The organism is Paenibacillus sp. sgz302115 (assembly GCF_056120445.1).
Map to the genome: position 1 here is coordinate 610944 of NZ_JBVYOK010000001.1, position 19469 is coordinate 630412.

General features: G+C 49.7%; 11 protein-coding genes. 9 read left to right on the forward strand and 2 right to left on the reverse strand.

The features are described from left to right. Positions 1–62: 62 nt before the first annotated feature. Positions 63–4040, reverse strand: a complete 3978-nt coding sequence (locus AC0LWN_RS02755) for a carbohydrate-binding protein (RefSeq protein ID WP_474663100.1) — start codon at positions 4038–4040, stop codon at positions 63–65. Between the two features lie 350 nt (positions 4041–4390). Here AC0LWN_RS02755 and AC0LWN_RS02760 point away from each other — a divergent pair, with 350 nt between their 5' ends. From AC0LWN_RS02760 to AC0LWN_RS02795, 8 genes are all read left to right on the forward strand, one after another. After that, the gene (locus AC0LWN_RS02760) at positions 4391–6694 is read left to right on the forward strand and encodes a glycoside hydrolase family 65 protein (protein WP_474663101.1); all 2304 of its coding nucleotides are present in this window, start codon (positions 4391–4393) and stop codon (positions 6692–6694) included. Between the two features lie 7 nt (positions 6695–6701). Continuing rightward, on the forward strand, positions 6702–9023 hold the full coding sequence (locus AC0LWN_RS02765; protein ID WP_474663102.1) for a glycoside hydrolase family 65 protein: 2322 nt from the start codon (positions 6702–6704) through the stop codon (positions 9021–9023). 17 nt (positions 9024–9040) lie between these two features. Further along, on the forward strand, positions 9041–9673 hold the full coding sequence (pgmB, locus tag AC0LWN_RS02770) for a beta-phosphoglucomutase (protein ID WP_474663103.1): 633 nt from the start codon (positions 9041–9043) through the stop codon (positions 9671–9673). 282 nt (positions 9674–9955) lie between these two features. Then, on the forward strand, positions 9956–11764 hold the full coding sequence (locus tag AC0LWN_RS02775) for a sensor histidine kinase (RefSeq protein WP_474663104.1): 1809 nt from the start codon (positions 9956–9958) through the stop codon (positions 11762–11764). Positions 11765–11784: 20 nt separating this feature from the next. After that, positions 11785–13134 carry a response regulator transcription factor gene (locus AC0LWN_RS02780; RefSeq protein WP_474663105.1) on the forward strand — a complete coding sequence of 450 codons (1350 nt, stop codon included), beginning with the start codon at positions 11785–11787 and terminating at the stop codon, positions 13132–13134. 223 nt (positions 13135–13357) lie between these two features. After that, positions 13358–14185, forward strand: coding sequence for a carbohydrate ABC transporter permease (locus AC0LWN_RS02785; protein ID WP_474663571.1), 828 nt, complete (start codon positions 13358–13360; stop codon positions 14183–14185). 1 nt (position 14186) lies between these two features. After that, complete coding sequence (locus AC0LWN_RS02790; protein ID WP_474663106.1) at positions 14187–15053, forward strand: carbohydrate ABC transporter permease; 867 nt, start codon at positions 14187–14189, stop codon at positions 15051–15053. A 130-nt stretch (positions 15054–15183) separates the two neighbouring features. Next, positions 15184–16632 (forward strand): ABC transporter substrate-binding protein, encoded by a 1449-nt coding sequence (locus AC0LWN_RS02795; RefSeq protein ID WP_474663107.1) that lies wholly within the window; start codon positions 15184–15186, stop codon positions 16630–16632. A gap of 20 nt (positions 16633–16652) precedes the next feature. On the opposite strand, the gene AC0LWN_RS02800 is transcribed toward AC0LWN_RS02795, so the two are convergent. Next, on the reverse strand, positions 16653–17345 hold the full coding sequence (locus tag AC0LWN_RS02800; RefSeq protein WP_474663108.1) for a helix-turn-helix domain-containing protein: 693 nt from the start codon (positions 17343–17345) through the stop codon (positions 16653–16655). A 271-nt stretch (positions 17346–17616) separates the two neighbouring features. Between AC0LWN_RS02800 and AC0LWN_RS02805 the strand changes: the two genes are divergently transcribed. Next, entirely contained in the window at positions 17617–19395 is a 1779-nt protein-coding gene (locus AC0LWN_RS02805; protein WP_474663109.1) for a glycoside hydrolase family 2 protein, read from the forward strand. Positions 19396–19469 lie beyond the last annotated feature (74 nt).

Sequence of the window (19469 nt, forward strand, 5' to 3'; positions counted from 1 at the left end):
CCCTCCAAGTAGCTGGTTTATTTTTAACCTGTCTACATGGAGGGGAGTATATCGTATCTATTTTACCAGTTATTACCTGATATCCGAATGACGTTGAACCCGGGGTTTTTGGTTTCGCCGTAGATCGCGGTTACACCCGGATTATTCACTTTCACGTTAGTGAAGCTTGCTGCGCCGACGGCAGGACCTTGCCCATCCTCAGCTTTTGCTACCAGCTTGATGCCGTAGCGGGTCGGGTTATTGATCGTAATGTTCTCCAACCTAACGTTCTGCATCGGCAGATTTTCCGGAGATTTCGATTGGAACATCAGTCCGAAGTAGACCGGGTTATTGATATCGACGTTTTTGACAAGGATATTTTTGAAATCGCGGTCTCCGCCGAAGAACCAGATGGCTGCATAGTTCTGATAATCGTTGATCTTATCATCCGCTCCCACACTGGTCCAGAAATCACCACCTGTACGGTCCAGGGTCACCCCGTCGATGATCGTATCCTGGTTACCGAAGCCTAATGTGTTATATCCAAAGCTTAAGCTGCTAATGGTTACGCCTGGATAAGTTAGCGTATCAGCGCCGTACAGATTCTGGAATAGATTATTCTCTCCTCCATAGATGGCAAAAGCGGCTGCACGTCTGACATTGGTGGCGGTGAGGTTAGTGTATTTATTGCCTAGATTGTAGGAGCCGCCTGAATCAATCGCGCTGAACAGGGCAAACGAATCGTCGCCGGTCCCGCGGGCATAGTTGTTATTGATGATATTATAGGAAGAACCATTGGTCATGTTGATGCCGTCGGCAAAAACGTTCTTAATCCGGTTGTTTGTGAACGTATTGTAGGAGGAATTCACCCCCCAATACAGGCAGATGAAGTGTTCAGCCCAAATGTTGTCGATGGTGACGTTTTGCATCCCGTTGCCGTCAATGAACTTGCCCGGACCGTCCTGACGGTAGACATAGTTACCCCAAGCAGACAAATTCTTGATGGTAGAACCGTTAGCGGCCGAACTGATGTTGAATCCGACATCTGTATTCGTCTGATCTTTTGGAGCTACCAGCTTGGTGTGCCATGGACCAGCACCGATGATCTCTGTCGCCCGGCCGTACAAGTAGATTTTGGATGAAATCGTCCACTCCCCAGCGGGAATGAAGATCCCTTTCTTGGACGGGTCCTGCCGGAATTCACTTAAGGCTTGCTCGATGGACTTGGTGCCGGACACCTGCACATATTTGCCCGGATCCGGATTCGAGGCGGGCGGAGCAACATTCTCTGTCTCAATCATGTCCACGTAGATCCAAGGAATATCTCCGTCATCTTTCTGAATCTTGATTTTGGTCCCGGCCGGATAGACTTTGTCCAACATGAGCTGGGCATCTTCATACAGCCAGTAAGCCTTGGATCCTGAATTATCGTATCCAAGCCGTCCGAGCGTTGAAGGTGTTGCGTATACATAAGAGAACTTGGAAGTCACGGTAAAATTGCCTTTATCCGCGCCGTCCGCATAAATACTAACTGTTCCCGTGCTATTCTCGGCAACAGCATTGCGCAGAACGAATGCGTTCGCTGGTGAGGGCAGTGTGAATTCCACATATTCGCCCGTCTTATCCAGGTAGACCGCCGAACGGCCTGAGGCTTCTCCGGCAAAATCGCCCGGTGTAAAATTCGGGGTGAGCTTTGACCCATTGGTGCTGTTTGCCGAGGATTCTGCCTCCAGGATCGTAAACGGCATGTTGGCGCCGCGGCCGGAATACAGCCTGGACACGCTGTTGTTGTTGGACTGCTTGAGCGCTACTTCATTAGCATCAGCTTCAACTGTGGTCGTTACGGTGTAGCTTCCGTTGACGGCTGTCCATGTCCCTATGGTGACGTTAACCGATTCTCCTGGGGTCAGAGAACCGTTATAGGAACCGGTGAGGGTCTTGACAATATCGCCTGCAGGGTTCTTCAGCACCACCTTGATTCCATGAGATCCACTCGCGGAAGCGATCGTTCCCTGATTTTTGAGATTGACGGTAAAGGAGACTGTGTTGCCGGTGCTCGGGTTGCCCGGTGTCCAGGAAGTGGCAGCGATGAGATCGGAGCTTTGCACTTGTCCTATGACTAAATGTGAAGTTGAAGTAAGACTGTTATTCGCTTTGTTTGTTTCAAAGACCTTACCATCCTCGTCCACCTTAGCGATGACGGTGTAAGAGCCGGCATCCTTTGCACCAATGACCGCGGAGACATTCGCCGAAGCGTTTGGCTCAAGTGCGGCGACATTAGCCGTACCAGCCAGCGCAGTACCAAGATAGAAGTTTACACTTGTAGCGGGTGAGGCTACAGCGCCAATATTCTGAACGGTTGCCTTTAGTGTTACGGCTTGGCTCTCATCTGGAGAAGCAGGTAACCAGGAGATATCCGTAACCGTCAAATCCGGGTTAGGTGCAGGCGTACCGAAAATTTGGAATTCGGCGACTTGTCCTCCCGGCGCTCCTGAGTTCGCCGTAATCCGAAGCTGAAGTTTACTCAAGCTTGCGTTGACAGGAATGGTCACGGTATTGTGAGAAGCTGGATCAAATGTATACGAGGCTGCCGGGACCAGGCTCGTGAAGGTCGTGGAATTCTGATTGTGGCCCAGCACCTGGATCGTCTGGGTGCGCGTTGCCCATGCGCTGTCAGGATTTAGCTTGAGTACTGCCGAAGTAACGTTGGCATTGGCACCAAGGTCTATGGTGAGGGTGCTTGGATGTCCGCTGCCTTCCCAATAGGTGTTTACGTTGTTGTCGTTTGCATTTGAGGCTACAAAAGAAAATGTAGAAGATGAGGCAGTGATCTGCTTGCCGATTGCGAGGTTTGACTCAGTTGTGCCTGAGCCGCTGCGTGTTACGGAATTGCTTGGTGCGGAACCATTTCCGGCACTGTCCTTGGCAACCACGTAATAGGTCACCGTTATGTTCGCGGGCTGTGTGTCCTTATACGTGAGGGTGGAGCCGTTAACGCTGCCTCGAAGCTGGTTGTTGGCGTAAATGTCATATCCGCTAACGCCCACATTGTCGGTCGAGGCGTTCCAAGCGAGGAGAATCGTACCTGAATCCGGCTGCGTAAAAGCTAAGCCTGAGGGCGGCGTAGGAGCCTCGTTATCTGAAGTGGAACTTGGGGTGAATTGGAGCCAGTTCAGATTGAAACCCGTTCCGCTCGCCAAGACGCGGATGGTTTGCGGCCCGGCCTTAAGCGTAACAATGGCTGAGACGGTCTGCCAATTTTGCCATCCTCCGGTATCCGGTACTTCTGTAGCAGCCAGCGTTGCTCCGCCCGATTGAAGCTGAATCCCGCCGGCGGCGGTATTTCCAGCTACCCGGTATTCTACATTATAAGTTCCGGCGCTCTGTACATTTACACTATAGTCCAGCCAGTCGCCGGCATCTATCCATCCTACATTAAGACCGCCACCGGTATCTGCAGTCGGTTCGGTCTGGATACCGCTCATTGTAGTATAGCTTTCAGCTTCAATTTTCCCGGGGATCGGCGAGGGCTCAACTTGAGGAATCGTACCGTAGACCTCAATCTCGGATAATTGCGCTGCCTGCCAGCCCGTATTCGCAGTTACATGGATACGTACATAACGGACAATGCTTGCAGTGAAGTCAATCGTTACCGTGTTTCCGGTATTCGGATCAAATGTGTATCCGGTTGAAGCTTTAAGATTCGAGAAGCTGCTTCCGTCCGTGCTTCCCTGCACGGAAAGGGTTTGCGTACGGCTCTCCCATTGGGCCGGTAGCTTCAGGACAACCTGATCAACGGAGGCCGTGCTGCCGAGATCAACCTGTACCCATTGAGGGAAGACATGGTTGACACTTTCCCAATACGTACCGGAATTCCCGTCCGTGACATTGGAGGCAACATAAACATCGGCATGTCCGGACGCGGATACGGATGCCCCTGCCGCCAGATTAGGCCGTCCTGCTGCATGAGAGGAGGCAGGAAAGCCAACAGATGCCAGAAGCGTTCCTGCGATTAAAGTTACAATGCACACCCAGGCGATAAATCGTTTTTGGTTATTCACGAATTCAACTCTCCCTTCAGATTAAAGTCCCTTCGATAAATCGCATCTTATGCTCATAACGAAAATGTAAACGGTATCAAGTTAACACATGTGCCTCCCTTCATCTTCAGATCAGGCAAAGTAGTTTCCTATTAATTGTAAAATAGGTTGGGTTTACATAAATAGGTTTGTTTCTATCGGATTCATGTGCAGAACTAAGATTTCGAGGGAACGACACAGCAAACCAACCACGAACCGAAACTCCGTAAGATAACACACAAGCTCATGAGAGTTGGACATTTGGCCGCCTTTCGCTTTTGGCTATTCTGTAATTGTACAGAGCAAAAGCGTAAAGGAGAGGAAACATTAGCATGCCGAAAATCGCGGACAAATACTTGACGGTAGACCCCTGGAGAGTCGTAGAGGAAGGGTTTGACCCGGACCGCAACCGGGTTTCCGAGTCGATTTTTTCGCTGGGAAACGAATATATGGGGGTCAGGGGCTATCCGGAAGAAGGTTACGGCGGAGACAGCCTGCTGGGAAGCTACTTTAACGGGCTATTTGAAGAGAGCAAAGTTGAAGCCCACTATAAAGGAATCATCAAATCGCTACGTTTCATGGTCAACGCGGTGGATTGGCTGTATACACGGATTACGATTGACGGGGAAACCCTGGATTTGGCGGAAAGCCGGTTCAGTGACTACCGCCGCGAGCTGGACTTCAAAAGCGGAGTATATACTCGGGAACTTATATGGCACTTGAATAACGGAAAAAGCGTGAAAATCCGGTTCGAGCGGTTTGTGAGTATGACCGTCTCCCATCTGGGCTGCCAACGGATTACGTTCGAGCCGCTGAATTTCTCTAGTATGGTCCAGGTTCGTTCCGGGCTGGACTTCTCCATTGTTCATGAGGATCAGGGACGCTGTTACTGGGAGACACTGAATCGGCAAGAAATCGGCGGCATGGCCGCAATAATGGCACAAACCGTTAATACGAAGAATCGTTTGTTCTCCGCCTTCCGGTTAAAAACAGACGCGCAGCTCAACAGTTCGTCTGTAGAGAGCGACCGTTTTATCGGCTGTGACGTCTTGCTCAAGCTGGAGCAAGGGAAGCGCACGACGCTGGACAAGATGGTCATGAATTACGCCGAAAAGGACCACGCACTCGAACACAAGGACGTTTGGGGGAAGGGAGTTCAGCAGGCGGAGCAGTGTCTCATACTCGATTACGATGAAGCAGCTGCGCGACAGCTGGAATATTGGAACAATATGTGGAAGGCTTCCGACATTAAGATTGAAGGAGACTTGGAGAATCAGCAGGGAATCCGCTTCTGTATTTTTCAGTTGTACCAGACTTACCACGGAGATAACTCCGGCTTCAATATTGGGGCGAAAGGGCTGACCGGCGAAGCCTACCGGGGCCTGGCATTTTGGGACACGGAGTCGTATTGTCTGCCGTTTTACATTTTCAACAATCCGAAAGCGGCGAGAAGTCTTCTGGAGTTCCGCTATAAATCGCTTCCCTACGCGCTGCAGAGGGCGAAGGAGCTGGACTGTGAAGGTGCGTTCTATCCGATCGCTACGATTGACGGAACAGAAAGCTGCGACTTGTGGCAGCACTCGAATCTTCAGCTTCATGTGGGAACCGCTGTCGCATACGCGATACGTCACTATGTGAATATCACCGGGGACAGAGCGTTTTTATTTGGAAAAGGGCTGGAAATGCTGATTCAAATCAGCCGTTTCTATGCTTCGCGAGGGCAGTTTGGCCAGAAGACCGGTGAATTCGGCTATTTCGGTGTCATGGGGCCGGACGAATTCCAACTGATGGTCAACAACAATTGCTACATCAACCTGATGGCAAAAAAATTGTTTGAATACACGCTCGAAGTGATCGGCCAGATGCACATAGAGGAAGAAGCCGCTTACGAAGCGCTTGCGGAGCGGCTCGGATTGATCGCGGAAGAGCAGGCTGATTGGGCGAACAAGGCAGAACGGATGAAGATCCCGCAGGATAAGGAGAGCGGCATATACGAGGAGCATGACGGCTTTTTCGATATGCCGCATCTAGACATCCATGCTATTCCGGTAGAGGATTTCCCTCTGTATTCACATTGGTCCTACGACCGGTTGTACCGGTACGATATGATCAAGCAGCCAGATGTGCTGATGTTCTTGTTCCTGTACAGCGGGCAATTCCCGCTGGAAGTGAAGCGCACAAATTATGACTATTACGAGCCGAGATGCATTCACGAATCCTCTCTATCGCCGTCGATCCATTCGATCATCGCTTCCGAGATCAGCCGGCCGGCGGAAGCGTTCAAATTCTTCGAGTTTGCTACACGACTCGATTTGGACAATTATAACCGCAATACCAGGGAGGGACTGCACACGACGTCCATCGCCGCTGCCTGGATGAATATCGTCTATGGCTTCGGCGGCATGCGCTCGGATGGTGAGAAACTCACGTTTAATCCTGATATCCCGGACCGCTGGGAACGATACAGCTTTCCGATTACTTTCCGCGGAACGAAGCTATTCGTGGAAGTCTGCAAGGAATATGTATTGTTCCGGGCTGAATCGGGCGAGCCCGTCGATATTACTGTGTATGGGCAGAGCTGCCGTGTCGGCTCAGAAGCCGTTAATATCACTATTCCCCGAGTAAAGGTTGGGTGAAGGCGTAATGGAATGGATTATAAGTGAACGGGGCTTCAACAAAGATCGGATCGCCGCGAGCGGCAATAAGTTCATGATCGGGAACGGGTACATGGGTTACCGGGGCACGATGGAGGAAGCTACCCGGGAGGAATTGCCGGCGGTGACGCTGGCCGGTCTGTACGACCGGGTGGGGGATCGGTGGCGCGAACCGGTGAACGCACCCAATGGGTTGTTTGCACGTCTCGAATGGGACGGGACGCCGCTGAGCGTCCATTCCGCCGGAACCGGGCAGGGTGCGGGTGCTGAAGTACTCGAGCATGAGCAGCAGCTCGACATCCGCCGGGCAGTTCACCGCCGCCGTACGGTGTTTCAGGTAGTTGGAGACAGTGAAACGACGAAACGGCGGGTTTCGCTGACGGCAGAGCGGTTTTGCTGCGCGAAGCGGCTGAACCTGCTTGCCGCCCGGCTGACAGTAGAGGCGGATGCAGACGGAGAGCTTGTTATCTTTACTGGCATTGACGGAGAGGTATGGGATATTAACGGCCCGCATCTGGAGCAATTTAAGGGTTCGGAGCGGGAAGGCAGCCTGCTGCTGACCGCCTCGACTCATGAGCTTAAAGTGCCGGTGGCTGTCGCCGAAACCTGGGAAGGCGCTCCGGGACTACCGTTTGAAGTAACTGCTAGTTCCGGGCTTGGAACAGATTCCATCTTCCGGGAAATCCGGATTTCCTGCCGCGCGGGGGAAACGTATACGTTGTACAAATACGCGGCAGTGTTCACCGGCCAGGATAACGCGGGAGATCCGGGCATTGCTGCACTAAGACTATGCCGTGAAGCGGCCGGACTCGGCTACGGGGCATTGCTGAGTGAGCATTCAGGCAAATGGGAAGAGAAATGGAGCCGCACCGATGTGGTAATTGAAGGCGACGAGGAAGCACAGCTGGCGCTGCATTACAGCTTGTATCAGTTGTTAATCGTCGCACCCGGGCATTCGGAGCGGTTGTCGATCCCGGCCCGGGGCTTGTCCGGCCAGGTATATAAAGGAGCGGTATTCTGGGATACCGAGATGTTCATGCTGCCGTTCTTCCTGTATACGCAGCCAGAGGTAGCACGCAACATCATGATGTACAGAATTCATACACTGGGCGGCGCGCTGAGAAAGGCAGCGGAATACGGGTATGAAGGGGCCTTTTACGCCTGGGAGAGCCAGGAGACGGGCGATGACGCCTGCACGCTGTTCAACGTGAACGACGTGTTTACCGGACGGCCGATGCGCACCTATTTCCGCGACAAACAGGTGCATATCAGCGCGGATGTTGCCTGCGGGATTTGGCAGTATTATCGTTTTACCGGAGACGGCAGCATCCTGCGGGATGGCGGAGCGAAGACGATATGGGAATGTGCCCGTTTCTTTTACTCTTATGCTTACTATAATCCGGGAAAGGAACGCTACGAGATTCTCGATGTGACCGGCCCGGACGAGTATCACGAGCGGGTCAACAACAACGCCTTCACGAATGCGATGGTGAAACGCACGCTTCGCTACGCCCTGGATGCGGTTGCTTATTTGCGCGAAGAAAGTCCTGACCAATACGAGGCTTTGATGGAGGGGGGCGCAATTAAGCCCGGGCATATCTCCGATTTGTATGCACGTCTGTATGTTCCGCATCCGGACCCGACAACCAGGCTGATCGAGCAGTTCGACCGCTATTTCACCCTGGAAGATATTACGCTGCCGGAGTTAAAGTCCAGAATTCTCAATAAAAACGAGTACTTGGGCGGCGGAAACGGATTGGCGACAACGACGCAGATTCTGAAGCAGGCTGATGTGGCGCTGATGCTTCATCTGTTCGAGGATGAATATGATTGGGAAACCAAACGTGCCAACTGGGAGTTTTACGAGCCCCGGACCGAGCACGGGTCGAGCCTAAGTTCCTGTATATACGCTCTGGTAGCTGCAGATATCGGCTCCCCGGACTGGGCATATTCCTACTTTCTCCGCACAGCCACGATCGACCTTACTGGCGACTCCAAGCAATATGTCGGCGATTTGTACATCGGAGGAACTCATCCTGCGGCAAACGGGGGAGCATGGATGGCGGCGGTGCTCGGGTTCGCCGGTATCCGGTTCGATGGGCGGACGGTGCGTCTCGAACCGGAACTGCCTCAGAACTGGCATTCTTTGGAGTTCAGCCCAGTGCTGCTGGGCCAGCGGTTTACGGTCCGGGTTAGCACCGATGAAATCTTAGTGAAGGCGATGGAAGACAACAGCCGGGCGCTGGAATTCCGGGCCGGAGGAGACACAGCCCTTGTTCAGCCGGGAGAAATGGTGCGGTTTGTACTATAGATTAAGGAGAGATGCACATGCTGGAAACGATGAAAGGCGCTATCTTCGATTTGGATGGAGTCATCGTGGATACGGCGAAATACCATTATCTGGCCTGGCGCTCGCTGGCGAAACGCTTGGGTTTCGAATTTTCCGAGGCGGACAACGAGCGGTTGAAGGGAGTAAGCCGGGCGGAGTCTCTGAATATTCTGCTTGAGGTGGGCGGCTTGCAGATGGGCGAAGAAGAACGAAATGAATTGGCGGAGACTAAAAATCAGGAGTATATCGAATATATCTCCCGGCTCGAACCTTCGGAGATTTTACCGAGAGCGGCGGAGTATTTACGGGCGCTTAGAGTCCAAGGTGTCAAAATCGCACTCGGCTCAGCCAGTAAAAATGCGCTATTTATCCTAGACCGGCTCGGCATCACGGATCTGTTCGATGCCGTGATCGACGGAACGAAGGTGTCTATGGCGAAGCCTGACCCTGAGGTGTTTATAACGGCGAGTGCGGCGCTCGGCCTTGACCCTACCCAATGCGTCGTGTTCGAAGACGCAGCTGCTGGGGTCCGGGCAGGAAAAGCCGCCGGATGTCTTGTGGTCGGCATCGGAAGCGCCGGCATCCTGGGCGAGGCGGATCGCGTGATTGCCGGGCTGCATGAATTGGTTTGATTATTTTAACACTGGATAGTGGCGAAAGTAATTCGGGCGTTGTTCGAACGCCCATGAAAAGGACCCTAGGGTTTACCCTGAGGTCCTTTTCGCATGGCGAGCCGTATTTTTTTGCTGGCAACCGGTACGAAATCCATTACACTAGGGAAGAAATGCCAAGACGAAAAGTCTCACGCGACGGGTTGCCCCGGAACCGGAGAAGCGCCCATGAAGTGCGTAGAAACACACATACTTTCCGTTTTGTTTTTTTTGCTACACTTAAAGCATGAGGGGGCAAGACCGTTGAAACCTAAACCCGCCAATCCGCTCAATAAAATGAACGTGAAGCAGCAGTTAATTTTGCTGTTCCTCGTAATCATCATCCCGCTGCTGGTATTGAACTTTTATGGCAATGATCAGGCAGGGAAAATTTTGAAGCGGAATGTCACGAACGCTTATATCGAACTGAGCAAACAAAACTTCCGGCTCATCAACCGCGATATCGAAGCAGTGAACAAGGTAACGTCCACCGTATTTCAAAATTCGCTGCTGCAGCAATTGAATCCGGTTTCAAGCGGAGAGACGGCGCTGGAGCGAGTGAAAAACTACGAAAAACTAGAGAATCTCCTGACGACGTATTCACAGGAGACGGACGAACGTGAGCCGCTGTATTACTCGCTTTACGTTTATGATCCGAAAAACACCTATTTTTTTGCACCGTTTTATCCGGGACCGCAGAAATCAGGTGTGTACTTTTTCTCGGACGAAGAAAAACCGGAGTGGTTCGATGAAGCGGTATCGAAGAAGGGGAAGGGCTATCTCCAACTGGTCGAGCATTTATCGCCGCCTACCAAAGGTCAGGGTAACCAGAAAACACTGGCCTACATCCGGGCGATCAACAGTATTTACCAAAACGGAACGATAGGTGTACTGGTCGTAACGAATCTGGAGGCCCGGGTGGGCGAAGCACTGCAAACCGTTTCACTGCCGGATGGTGAACTCTTTTTTACCGATTGGGATAACCGGATATTAACCGCGCGCACTTCCGATCCCAGCACGATGCTTGAACTGCCTCCCGAAGCGAACTCCATTGATTCCGGGGTCAGCGTCAAGGATGTCATTACGAGTAAGTATATTTATGTCATCAATAATAATGCCGCGCTTCAGCAAAAGCTGGTCTACAAAGTACCGCTTCAAGCCCTGCTTCAGCAGCAGAACGAAATCAAAAAGCTGATCTGGCTTATATCAATCGTCTATTTTGCCGCCAGCCTGGTCTTCATGCTGTATTTCTGGCGTTCTCTGATGACGCCGATCCAGAAGCTCGTGTATTTCGTAAGACGGTATGAACCCGGTAATGTCGTGCCCGAACCGCCGCAGCGAAACAAAATGGACGAAATCAATGTGCTGATATTTTCGATTTACGACATGGCTCATCGTCTAAACGATCTGATCCATTACAAATATAAGATGGACTTGAAGCAAAGGGAGTCGCAGCTGCAGCTGCTATATCAGCAAATCAATCCGCATCTGCTGTACAACACACTCGAGAGCATTTACTGGAAAAGTTCGATGGAGGGGAATAGCGCCTCTGCCGAAATGATCAAGGAGCTGTCTAAGCTGATGAAAATTAGTCTGAGCCGGGGAAGGGAGCTCATTATGCTGGAAGAAGAACTGGAGCATGTATCCGCCTACATTAAGCTTCAGCAGCATCGGCACGATTACCGTTTCAGATTCACGATCGAGATCCCTGCCGGGCTGCTCCCGGCCCTGATTCCCAAAATTTCGCTGCAGCCTCTGGTCGAAAATGCGATTATTCATGGCGTGAAGCATATGGGCGAAGACGGGGAAATTCTCATTCGTGCCCGGACTGAGGAAAATGAGATTTACATCAATATCGAAGACAACGGTTATAAACCCGTCGATTACGAGTTGATCAACCGATTGTTGGATGAGGAAACACCCGATCCTGCGTTCGGTTACGGCATCCGAAATATTCATCAGCGAATTAGACTTCATTTCGGCAACAATTACGGTTTGTCTTTTGAGAGACGCCCAGGAGGGGGAACGAGGACAACACTTCACTTTCCCCAAACAAACCAGATGCAGAACTAGGTAACCAGGAGGAGTTAACTATGTACAATATTCTGATCGTTGATGATGAGCCGCTCATCTGCCAAGGCTTGGCCGGGCTGCTAACATCTTCAGGACTCGGGATTGGAGGGATTTACACCGCCTATAGCGGGCAGGAGGCCCTGGACTATATCCGGATGGAGGACATTGATCTGCTTGTGACGGATATCCAGATGGGAGGGATGAACGGTATTGAGCTGATGCAGCAGGCCAAATTGATTAAGCCCTGGGTGCAGACGATCATCATCTCAGCGCACGAAACGTTTCATTATGCCCAAATGGCACTGAGGCTGGGAGCTAAAGATTATTTAATCAAACCGCTGAACAGTGAGCAGTTCCTGGATTCGGTCCGCAATGCGTTGCTAAAAATGGATAAGCCGACACAGAATTTCGACGACTATTTGTCACGGCATGCGGAGCATTTTCATATGGAAAATCCGGTTGCGGAACATAATGAAGGGTTAATCGGTCTGCTTCGGGATAATATCCCCGCCGATGTGGACGGAAAAAAGCATAGCAAACTGGAGCGGGAATTGGGGCTTCTCGGACCTTATTTTTCAGTTCTGAAAATGAAGCTGAAGCTGGACAACAAAGGCTCCGGGGAGACGAATAACGGTGCATCGGCCTATTCCGAAAGCGATATAAGGCTGTTCCATTATGCCGTGCTCAACGTGGCTAAGGAGCTGCTGTATACGGAATGGAACGCATTGGCGTGTTATTCAGACCAGTATGAACTTAGTATAATTCTGCAGTGGAGTGAGTCGGGCTACGATGAGCTCGATGTGAACAAAATCAATCAGCTAGAAATGATCGGACGCAGTTTGCATCATCATGTGCAGAAGTATCTGGGTATTGGGTCCGTCATCGGTATTAGCCAAATCCTGAAAGGTTCGGAGTTCATTAGCTTGTTGAAGCGGCAGGCGGATAAAGCGATTGAATGGGGCTGGGACCTGGGGGATTGTCCTGTTTTTTACTATGGTGATTTCAATTGGCATAACTATACCCATGACCCTTCCTCAGAAGAACTAACCACGCAGAACAACCGGATCGTCGAAAGTGCCAAACAATATATCGAGGCCAATTACAATCAAAAAGGTCTGACCATTCATGAGGTAGCGAAGAAAAACCATGTCAGCCCCAATTATTTGAGCTATCTTTTCAAGAAGAACACCGGCTTCAATCTTTGGGAATACGTAATCAAGCTGCGGATGGAGGAGAGCAAAGCGCTCATCCTGAATACGGATCTGCGCCGTTATGAAATCGCTGAGCGGGTCGGATATGAATCGCCGGAGCATTTTAGCAAAATTTTTAAAAAGCACTTTGGCGTAAGTCCCACTGACCTGAAAAAATAACCTTGGAACGCAACAACGGAAGATCGGTTATCATTCACATAGTTTTAGACATGTTCGGTTCTCCCTCCTTTTTCTAAAATAAAAGCTAGACATTATAGAGGAATGAGGGAATCTCATGGAAGAAGCAGTGATTTCACCAGGAAGCATAGTCAAGGAACCAGAAAAACGCAAGATAAAGGAACCGGAGAGAAAGCCGCCATGGAGGAAATACTTTTGGGGGTACATGTTCCTCGTGCCGGCCATCGTAATCTTTATCGTTTTCCTGTGGGTCCCTATCATCAAGGGAATGGTTTACAGCTTCTACAATATTGATTTTGTCAAAGGCAACACATTCGTCGGCTTCGACAACTATATCAAGGTGTTTAACAACCCGGATCTGCTAGTATCTGTCAAAAACACATTATACTTTATGCTGCTGACACTGGTCATCGGTTTCTGGGTGCCGATTGCTGCTTCGATCGCGATTTCTGAACTGAAATGGTTCCAGGGGTTCGCGCGAATCGCGGCCTATCTGCCTTTTGTCGTGCCGGGCGTCGTGCTCTACGGCATGTGGAGATGGATGTACGACCCGGTTGGACCGATCAATGCGGTGCTCGGCTGGTTCGGTGCCGAACCAGTCTCATTCATTTCGGATGGAAGGTTCTCCATGGTTTCACTCGTATTCATGGAAACGTGGCAGCAGTTCGGTTCAGCGATGCTGATCTATCTGGCAGGCGTTCTGAGCATTCCAAGGGATTGGTACGAAGCGGCAGAAATCGACGGTGCGGGTGTATGGAAAAGAATCTGGCACATTACGCTCCCGTCGATACGGAATCTGATCGGTCTGATGTTAATTTTGCAGTTGATCGGGACTTCCCAGTCATACCAGTCTCAACTTGCCATGCTTGACGGCGGGCCGAACAAGGCTACGCTGACCTATGCACTCCTTACAGTCAAATACGCATTCACCCAGCTTGATTATGGTGCCGGAACCGCGCTTGGTGTACTCATGTTTCTGGTGCTGGGTGTACTCGGCATTATCCAATTCAAGCTGAACAGGGAGGAATACTAACATGGCAGAGAGAGGCATCCTTTCTTCTTCTGACCTGCAGAAGCCGGGTAATAAAATCGTATATGGCTTCATGATGTTGTGCATTGCGGTGATGGCAGTCACAATGCTGTATCCAATCGCAATGACGATGTTTAACGGGCTGAAATCGAACCAGGAGGTTAACACGTTCCCGCCGCGTTTTTTCCCGACGGAATGGCATTTCGAGAACTTCGGAAAAGGCTGGAATTATATTGATTTGCCGATTTTCCTCAAAAGCACACTGTTCGTTTTCGGAGGCAATCTTCTGATGACGATTGTGGTACTCGGTCTAGCCTCCTTCAGTATCTCGCGGATTCGGGTTCCTTACAGCAAGGCGATTTACTTCTTCATTTTAATGACGTTGTTCATTCCGGCCTCCAGCTACATGATTCCGAACTTTGTGAATTTGAAAGAATTGGGCTTACTGAACTCATACTGGGCATTCTGGCTTCCAGCCGGAGCAAATGCTTATTACTTTCTGCTGTTGAAAAATTTCTTCGACGGCATCCACCCGGAAATTTTCGAAGCAGCGCGGATCGACGGCGCCTCGGACCTGACCAGCTACCTGCGGATTGCGGTTCCACTGTCCGTGCCTATTTTCGCAACGCTTTCGATCTTCATATTTTCCACCGCCTGGAACGATTGGTTCTGGCCGTCGCTCGTCATGCATACGGAGGATAAATACACGCTGGCAACCGCGATCTACAAGTATGTCATCAATGCGCGAAGCCTGGACAGCAGTACTAAATTCTCGATTTTGTTCATGGTAATGATCCCGCCGATTTTCGTGTTTCTTGTGTTCCAGAGATTCATTATGCGCAGCGTAAGCCTGTCGGCGGTCAAGGGATAGAGGAATGGGAGATAGCGATTTCAGATCGTAAAGACACACATGATCCCCATATGAATGCACATCGTCTTAAGTGTGACGGGGCATTAAGATTAAGCTGTAGCGACAACACAAATGGAAAAGGGGAGTTTCAATGCGCAAGTTCACAACACTATTAACGTGCCTGATGCTGGCCGGTTCGCTGCTGGCAGGCTGCGGGGGCAATAACAGCAATGAGGACAAAACCTCCAGTGAAGCGGGCAAGAGCAACTCGAACAACAGTAACGCCGTAAAGACCGGGGAACCAACGGAAGACATTACCCAGAAGAAAATAACGATCAAAATCCACTATCCGTTACCGGATGATACCACGCTTCGCGCACAAGAAGATGATAAGATAGCCCGGTTCCAGGCAAAATATCCAAACGTGACTATCGTTAAGGATGATTGGCAATACAACGTTAACGAGATTGGAGTGAAAATGGCCTCCGATGAAGCGCCGACTTTCTACAACACCTGGGCAACCGAGGCGCAATTGCTTATAGAACGGGGCTGGGTGGCTGATATTTCGGAATTTTGGAATAACTGGCAGTACAAAAATGATATTAATCCAGTTCTGCAAAATCAATTTATCGTTGACGGTAAAGTATATGGAATAACCCAAAATGGCTACATTACCTCCACAATTGTGAATAAGAAGCTATTGGAAGCAAAGAATGTTAAGATCCCGGCCCTTGATTGGACTTGGGAAGATATGTATAACACTGCCAAGGGAGCGGCGGATCCGAAGAAAGGAATCTCAGGGATCGCACCAATGGCCAAAGGCAATGAAGCAGGCTGGAATTGGACAAATTTCCTGTTCGAAGCCGGCGGAGAGATTCAAACTGTCAATGACGGCAAGGTTACAACTGCATTCAATACAGACGCAGGTGTCAAGGCGCTTGATTTCTATAAGAAGCTGAAATGGGAAGCGGATGCAATTCCGCAGGACTGGGCGCTTGGCTGGGGAGACGCGGTCAGCTCATTCCAGCAAGGCCGGACGGCAATGGTAATTGCCGGCGCGTTCGATGTGATCCAGCCAGCTCTGAATGAAGGCGGGATGAAGCCTGAAGATGTAATCGCATACCCGATGCCTGCTGCCGAGGCCGGAGGGAAGCATTACGGGATTCTGGGCGGCAATTATCTCGTCATTAACCCGAACGCCACGAAGGATGAGCAGGAAATGGCGTTCCGTTACATTACATTCGATTATTTTACCGATGATGCGTTGAAATCCGTAGAAGACACGATCCAGGCGCGTAAAGCTGAAGGCAAATATTATGTTCCTACACCGCTTGAATACTTCAGTGAAGATTCCGAATATGCCTCAAAGGTCAAAGCTATATACGATAAATATGACAATGTGTACAAATACGATCCGCAGCTGTTCGGCCTGCTGGAAGGTAAGCCGGAAGCGCAGTTTGGTACCCAGGACTTTTATGCAGCTATGTCTACCGTCGTTCAAGAATCATTCTCCAAGAAAGGAACAGACTCCAAGCAGCAGCTTGACGATGCCGCAAAAAACGTGCAAGAGAATAACTTTGACAAAATCGTAGTTAAATAGTGAGACAAATCAAAACACCTTCAACAGGTTGAGCCCATGTCGTTAGATATGGAGATAACCTTGGAGGTGTTTTGCCTTCCTCTGTATTCACTTGGAGTTATTCCTATGAACTTTTTGAATTGCCGCATAAAATGTACATCGTTCTCATAACCGCAAATTCCAGAAATATGGCTGATCGTATATGCTGTGTTCTTCAGTAAATAGGAGGCATACCCTAGTCTGTTAAGGATGATATCGTTAATTACCGATATGCCAAAGATTTGTTTGTATATATTTTGAAAATAAGACCGGCTCATATTCATCTTGTCCGCCAAGAACTCGACGGTATACCAGGTAGAAGGAGAACTAAAAACTTCATTTCTCAGGTTCAGGAACTGATTATAATATTTACTAATCTGATTGTGTGGTTCCAGATGATTTCGAATATCGCTGAGTTTCATGAACAGGCAACGAATGGTATAATCAATGATCTCATTTTGAAATGTTCCAGTCTGCAGATTCTCCCAATGAATATCATTCACTTTCCTGGAAATATACAAGGGGTCATATGCTTTGATTAAAGCATCTAAAGGGAGATTCAGCCGATCAAAAAAAGCATCCGCATCCTCCATTTCAAAATGGAACCAGTCATGGACCAGAGGCTGTTCGGCATCCCGGTAGAAATATGGGCTGTTTTTATTAAAAATAATAAAGGTATTAGGTTCAACAAACACAGTTTGCGAATGAATCCTAAGCTCCATTTGGCTCCGGAAGAATAAAAAAACGTAATCCCCAGAGCCGCCCGGGCGGTCGACCGTAAAGCCTTCCGGATGAATCACATTGTACCCGCATCGCTTCAGATGTATCAGTGAATTCCACTCCTCAATAGGATAATAGATCAGTCATTAGATAGAATAAATCATTTTCTTTCTCTAAACAAGATAGTAATCTGTGATATGAAATACAGAGGATATATCAGTGATCAGAGAGAGGATTGGTGCTAAGATGCCCACAGCAGCTACGAAATTTTATATGCAAAACTATCCGAGACCCCAATTTGTACGGAGCCAGTGGCTGGATCTGAATGGGGAGTGGGATTTCAGTTTCGATGATGAAAAAGCCGGTGTTGCGGAACGCTGGATGGATCATTTTCCGGCCGTACAAAAAATAAATGTTCCATTTACCTATGAGACCCGGGCGAGCGGGATCGGCGAGGAGAAATTCCATGCGCAGATCTGGTATCGCAGAAAGCTGGCACTTTCTCCAGAGGCAGAAGGGAAACGAACGATCCTGCATTTCGAAGGTGTGGATTACAAAGCCTCCTGCTATGTAAACGGTAGTTTTGCGGGGGAGCATGAAGGGGCGTATGCCCGGTTTTCCTTTGATATTACCTACCTGCTTAAGCAAAACGCCGAAAATGAAATTGTGCTGAAAGTGGAAGACAGCGATAGCTGTCTTCAGCCTAGGGGCAAGCAGCGCTGGGCCGGAAGGAATCATGATTCGTTTTATGTGCAGACGACAGGCATATGGAAAAGCGTCTGGCTCGAACATGTCCATGAAACGCGCTTGGATATGGTGAAAATGACGCCGGATATCGACCGTCAAATGATCCGGTTTGACTTCCGCTTTAACGGTGCGAACAACAAAAATGATCTCCGGCTGGAAACAGAAATTACATTTAAGGGCGAAACGGTAAGGAAGCTTAGCCTTTCGGTGGATAGAGCCTGGCTGACGCTCGAAACCGGCATGATGAGCAGTATCAACGGGCCTTGGCTACAAAACCTGTGGTCTCCGGGCAATCCAAACCTGTTTGATGTGGAGTTTGTGCTGTATAAAGGAGACAGAGAGCTCGACCGGGTGGGCTCTTATTTCGGTATGCGCAAAATCTCGATCAGAGACGGCCAAATCCTGCTGAACAATATTCCCCTTTACCAAAGATTGATTCTGGATCAGGGCTACTGGCCCGAAACTCACCTGACGCCTCCGTCCGAAGAAGCGCTGATAGAAGATATCGAGGCGATATTCGAGATGGGCTACAACGGTTTGCGCAAGCATATGAAGATTGAAGACGCCCGGTTCCTATACTGGTGTGATGTCAAAGGTATGCTGGTCTGGTCCGAAATGGCGGCTGCTTATGAATATAACGATGAAGCTGTGGAACATTTTACCAAGGAATGGATTGAGGTTGTGCAGCAGCAGTACAATCATCCCTGCATTATTACCTGGGTGCCTTTTAATGAATCCTGGGGCATTCAGAATATTATCCATGACGAGCGGCAGCAGAAATTTACGGAAGGTATTTATTATTTGACCAAATCCATTGATCCGTATCGTCCAGTCATCACCAATGATGGATGGGAGCACACCATTTCCGATATTTTGACTCTTCATGATTATGTAGAACGGGGCGAAGATCTGTACGAAACCTACAAGGATAAAGACTCGATTACGGGTAGCCGCGGTACGTACAACGAGTGGAAATTTGCGTTCGCCCAAGGCTACAGTTATAAAGGCCAGCCGATTATCATCAGCGAGTATGGAGGGATTGCTTTCCGGAGCGAGCATGGCTGGGGTTACGGCAATCAGGTGGACAGTGAGGAAGCTTTCCTGGAGCGATTCGGCAGCATAACCAGAGCGATTAAGGCAATTCCGTTTATTTCCGGCTACTGTTATACGCAAATTACGGACGTGCAGCATGAGGTTAACGGCCTGCTTACCGAAGACCGAAAACCGAAGGTGGCGCTGGAAAAGATCCGGGAGATTAATTTGGATTACAAGAAGTGAAAGCAGCAGTGATATAATTTTATCTTGTACAACATAAAATGATAGATCCGTGTTTCGCATGGATGGATTGTTCA

Coding starts and splice junctions, on each gene's coding strand:
- AC0LWN_RS02765 (WP_474663102.1), top strand. CDS start 6,702: ATGGAATGGATTATAAGTGAACGGGGCTTCAACAAAGATCGGATCGCC.
- AC0LWN_RS02790 (WP_474663106.1), top strand. CDS start 14,187: ATGGCAGAGAGAGGCATCCTTTCTTCTTCTGACCTGCAGAAGCCGGGT.
- AC0LWN_RS02785 (WP_474663571.1), top strand. CDS start 13,358: ATGTTCCTCGTGCCGGCCATCGTAATCTTTATCGTTTTCCTGTGGGTC.
- AC0LWN_RS02805 (WP_474663109.1), top strand. CDS start 17,617: ATGCCCACAGCAGCTACGAAATTTTATATGCAAAACTATCCGAGACCC.
- pgmB (WP_474663103.1), top strand. CDS start 9,041: ATGCTGGAAACGATGAAAGGCGCTATCTTCGATTTGGATGGAGTCATC.
- AC0LWN_RS02780 (WP_474663105.1), top strand. CDS start 11,785: ATGTACAATATTCTGATCGTTGATGATGAGCCGCTCATCTGCCAAGGC.
- AC0LWN_RS02795 (WP_474663107.1), top strand. CDS start 15,184: ATGCGCAAGTTCACAACACTATTAACGTGCCTGATGCTGGCCGGTTCG.
- AC0LWN_RS02760 (WP_474663101.1), top strand. CDS start 4,391: ATGCCGAAAATCGCGGACAAATACTTGACGGTAGACCCCTGGAGAGTC.